Genomic DNA, 4365 nt, shown 5'->3' with positions numbered 1-4365 from the left:
GGGCACGGCACCGGCACCACCCTCGGCGACCCGATCGAGGCCAAGGCGCTGCTGGCCACCTACGGCAAGGACCGCGACCGCGGGGAACCGGTGTGCGCAGCCCGGCGGCCCCTACGCCCCGCAGCCCGGATGGCAGCAGCCCGGCGCCGGAGGCCACCCGCAGGGCGGCGCCCATCCCGGCGCCCCCTGGCCCCCCGGCGCCCCGCAGCCCCAGGCGGGTCCGGCCACCGGTTCCCGCAACCCGTTCAAGACCCGTCCCGCCCTGGCGATCACCGCGGCGGCCGTCGCCGCGGCGGTGGTCATAGCCGGCGGCGCCTGGGCGCTGGTCGGCGGCTCGGACGACACGGACGAGAAGGCGGGCCCGCAGCCCACCCAGGAGGCCCCGTCCCCCGAGCCCACCACCAGCGTCGACACCGGCGACGGTGACGGCGGCGGGGGCGAGGAGGTCGACATCAACGGCGAGCGCGCTCCCGGCGAGTCCCGCGTCGCCTGGTTCAAGACCGCGCCGGACACCCCGAAGGGCGGCTCCCGCGCCCCCGGCATGTGGATCGTCGGTGACGTCGCCGCGAAGGCCGCGTACAAGCAGCTCTTCGGCTGGAAGGCGGCCGACGGCGGCGAGGCGTGGAAGCCGGTGACCTTCCCCGAGGAGATCTGCGCGGTCAGCAGGAACACCACCGGGGACGGCAAGGTCGCCGTCGCCTACAAGAGCGGCAGCAGCGACCGCGCCAAGTGCAACCGCGTCCAGCAGGTCGACCTCCGTACCGGTGAGAAGGGCTGGGAGATCGAGGTCGAGGAGGGCGGCCTCTTCGACGGCACCAGCGACCTCTCCCTCAGCGTCGCCGGGGACACCCTGGTCGTCGGCCGCTCCCAGTCCGGCGTGGCCTACGACGCCGGGACCGGCAAGAAGCGGTACGAGATCGAGAAGTACGGCGCCTCCTGCTTCCCCTCCGGCTTCGCCGGCGACTCCGAGCGGCTGATCGTCGCCGCCTCCTGTGCCGCCGCCAGCGCCAAGGAGCACGACGAGATCCGCGAGCTCGACCCGAGGACCGGCAAGGTCCGCTGGACCACCTCGCTGGACAAGGGCTGGGAGGTCGAGAAGGCCTACAGCGTCAGCCCGCTGGTCGTGTACGCCATCAACCGGGACAAGGAACAGGGCAGCATCACGGTCATCGGGGCGGGCGGCAGGATCGGTGCCCACGTCCAGCTCGACGGCAAGACGGAGATCGACGTCCGGTGCTCCGGCTTCTCGATCTTCAACAAGGCCCTGGAGTCCTGCGACTTCGTCGCCGACGAGCAGAACATGTACCTGCCGACCAAGAACGTCACCGGGCCCAACGAGATCCTGGCGGTGAGCCTGGACACCGGCAAGGAGAAGTGGCGGGTGAAGTCCCCCGCCGACGCCTCGATGCAGCCGCTCGCCGTGGAGAACGGCAAGCTGATCGCCTACGTCCGGCCCACCTACGACAAGGGCGGCCAGGTGGTGGCCGTGCCGACGGCCGGCGCGCACAAGCCGCAGAGGCTGCTGCAGAACCCGGCGGCCGGCGCCCAGCTGGAGACCTCGTTCTTCACCCCGGACGTCGCCTGGTCCGGCGGCCGTCTCTTCCTCTCCGTCGACATGCTGACCGGCAACGACGACCAGGAGGAGAAGCTGATGATCGCCTACGCCCGGTAGCCGCCGGCCCGCCGCGCGTCCCCCGAGCCGACGTCCCCACCCGACCCTTCTTGAGGTATGCCATGACCCAGCCGCCCGAGCCCGGCCGGCCCCCGCAGGGGGACGGCGGCGCGCACGACCCGACCCAGGTCGCCTTCGGCAAGAACCCGCAGCCGCCGACGCAGCCGCAGCAGCCGCCGACGCAGCAGCCGCCCGCCCAGTCTCCGGCCCCGCCGGCCGCGCCCGCTCCGGCTCCGGCCGGGCCGGGCACGCCGCCGCACGCCCAGCCGGCGGCCGGGTACGGCTACCCGCAGACCCCGCCGATGCCCAACCCGTACCTCCAGCAGCCGGGCGGGCAGCCGCCGCAGTACGGCTATCCGCAGCCCGCCACGCTGCCCGCGTCGCCGCCCGCCGGGCAGCGCTCCGAGGCCGAGCGCAAGGCGCTGCGGGCGCAGGTGGCGATCGTGGTCTCCGCCGTGGCGGCGATCGCGCTGATCATCGGCGGCGGCGTCTGGTACTCCGGCAGCAAGGGCGACGACACCGGACCGGTCGCCGGCGGCGGCGGTGACGGCAAGGCCGGTGGCGGCGGCGCGGAGAAGGTTCCCTCCGACCCGTCGGCGCGGCTGCTCTTCGAGCTGGAGCAGCCCAAGGTCGACAAGGGCCTCCAGGTCACCGTGCAGGGCTCCTGGCTCACCGAGGACGCCTACGTGAAGAGCGGGTCGTCGGAGATCACGGCGTACGACCCGGCGAGCGGTGCCGAGAAGTGGTCGATCCCGCTGCCCGGCCCGGTCTGCTTCGCGTCGCGCCACGTGACGGGCGACGGCAGGACGGCGATCGTCCACGAGCCCGCCATACCGACCGCCGAGACGCGCTCCACGGGCTGCAGCGAGGTCACCGCCCTCGACCTGGCCGCCGGCAAGAAGCTGTGGACCAAGAACGCCAGGACCGGTGACCGCCCGGTGCGGTTCGACAACGTCACGGTCAGCGGGACCACCGTCGCGGCCGGCTCCGGCTACGGCGGCGCCGCGTGGGACCTGGCCGACGGCGGGTCGCTGTGGCAGCCCAAGCCGGGCGACACCTGCAACGACTACGGCTACGGCGGCGGCAAGGCCCTGGTCGCGCTCCGCAAGTGCACCTCGGCCGCGGCGCAGATGCTCATCCAGACCATCGACCCCAAGAAGGGCACGGTGCTCTCCGAGTACAAGATGCCCGAGGGCGTCGAGTACGCGTCGGTCGTCTCCACCGACCCGCTGGTGATCGCGGCCGACGTCGGCCGGTCCGCCGGTGACGGCAGCGGCATCTCCGACCTGTTCTCCATCGACGCCGCCACCGGCGAGCTCCGCGCCAAGATCTCCGCGCCGGGCGACACCTACGCCGGCGACTGCGACGGCGTCACCCGCGTCGAGCAGTGCGCCAACATGGCGGTCGCCGGGGACCGGCTCTACCTGCCCACCGAGGAGCACACCACCGGCGGGGCCGACGCCGGGCGCACCAACGAGGTCGTCGCCTTCGACCTGGCCACCGGCAAGGCGGGCAGGAAGGCGGACGCCGGCGACGGCTGGGCGCTGGCGCCGCTGCGGGCGGACGGCCCCGACGTGATCGCCTACAAGCGGGGCCCGTACGACAAGGGCGGCCAGGTCGTCAGCATCGACGGCACCACCATGAAGCAGACGGTGCTGCTGCAGATGCCCAACGACGACAAGGCCCGTGACGTCGAGATCGAGTTCTCGCCGGACCACCAGGAGTTCCTGTACTCCGCGGGCCGCCTCTACATGAGCCAGGTCTACGTCCGCGACACCGACCAGGCGGACGAGAAGCTGGTCGTCGCCTACGGCACGAAGGGCTGACGGAGCAACCCGGCGTCCGGCAATGCGTCGATCGGGGCACTTGTCGGCCGTTGGGGGCGCGCCGCGTCGAACAAGCGTGTAGCTTCCCGGTCCATACGGGCCGCGAGAGCCGGGGGGCCTCGGGCCGGGGGGCAAGGTGGGGGGTTCGATGGGAGTGCGGCTCATGGTGGTCGACGACCACCGACTGCACGCGGAGGCGCTGGCCTCCGCCCTGAAGCTGCGCGGGCACCGGGTGCTGGCCGCGGCCGCTCCGGCGGCGGGCGCGGCCGAGCTGGTGATCGGCAGGGCGCCGGAGGTGTGCCTGCTGGGCACCGCGGAGCCGGCCCGGCCGGGGGCGTTCGACCCGGTGGAGCGGATCAAGCGGGAGCGGCCGCAGGTGGCGGTGGTGGTGCTGGGACCGGTGCCCAGCCACCGCGGCATCGCGGCGGCCTTCGCGGCCGGGGCGTCGGGGTACGTGCGCCACGACGAACGGATCGAAGGGGTCGAGCGGGCCATCGTCAAGGCGCGGGCCGGTGAGGCGGCCGTCGCGCCGGGGCTGCTGCAGAGCGCCTTCCACGAGCTGCTCCACCCGGTGGCGGAGCCCGACGACGAGGGCCGGCGGCTGCTGTCGTCGCTCACCCCGCGCGAGGCGGAGGTGCTGGTCCGGGTCGCCGAGGGCGAGGACACCCGGCTGATCGCGGAGGGCATGGGCATAGCGCCCAGCACGGCCCGCACCCATGTGCAGCGGGTGCTGATGAAGCTGGGCGTGGGCTCCCGGCTGGAGGCCGCGGCCCTCGCCGCCCGCGCGGGCCTCCTCGACCAGGGCTGAGCGTTGCCGCCGCACGGCGAAGGGCCGGACCCCCGAGGGGGTCCGGCCCTTCGCCGTGC

General features: G+C 73.9%; 4 protein-coding genes. All 4 read left to right on the top strand.

Going from position 1 to position 4365, the window contains the following annotated elements:
• The first annotated feature begins 33 nt into the window (after window positions 1–33).
• The 4 genes from ABZ836_RS30375 (at window position 34) to ABZ836_RS30360 (ending at window position 4306) form a co-directional block, all read left to right on the top strand.
• Window positions 34–426: a hypothetical protein gene (locus ABZ836_RS30375; RefSeq protein WP_361147589.1), complete on the top strand. Its 393-nt coding sequence runs from the start codon at window positions 34–36 to the stop codon at window positions 424–426.
• A gap of 115 nt (window positions 427–541) precedes the next feature.
• Window positions 542–1672, top strand: a complete 1131-nt coding sequence (locus tag ABZ836_RS30370; protein WP_361147586.1) for a PQQ-binding-like beta-propeller repeat protein — start codon at window positions 542–544, stop codon at window positions 1670–1672.
• Between the two features lie 62 nt (window positions 1673–1734).
• Window positions 1735–3498 (top strand): PQQ-binding-like beta-propeller repeat protein, encoded by a 1764-nt coding sequence (locus ABZ836_RS30365; RefSeq protein ID WP_361147583.1) that lies wholly within the window; start codon window positions 1735–1737, stop codon window positions 3496–3498.
• Window positions 3499–3646: 148 nt separating this feature from the next.
• Complete coding sequence (locus ABZ836_RS30360) at window positions 3647–4306, top strand: response regulator transcription factor (protein WP_356129771.1); 660 nt, start codon at window positions 3647–3649, stop codon at window positions 4304–4306.
• The last annotated feature ends 59 nt before the right edge of the window (window positions 4307–4365 follow it).

Origin of the sequence: Streptomyces sp. NPDC047130 (assembly GCF_040643475.1) — a bacterium.
Lineage (GTDB): Bacteria > Actinomycetota > Actinomycetes > Streptomycetales > Streptomycetaceae > Streptomyces.
This window is presented reverse-complemented; position numbering and strand designations above follow the sequence as displayed.

Coding starts and splice junctions, on each gene's coding strand:
- ABZ836_RS30365 (WP_361147583.1), top strand. CDS start 1,735: ATGACCCAGCCGCCCGAGCCCGGCCGGCCCCCGCAGGGGGACGGCGGC.
- ABZ836_RS30370 (WP_361147586.1), top strand. CDS start 542: ATGTGGATCGTCGGTGACGTCGCCGCGAAGGCCGCGTACAAGCAGCTC.
- ABZ836_RS30360 (WP_356129771.1), top strand. CDS start 3,647: ATGGGAGTGCGGCTCATGGTGGTCGACGACCACCGACTGCACGCGGAG.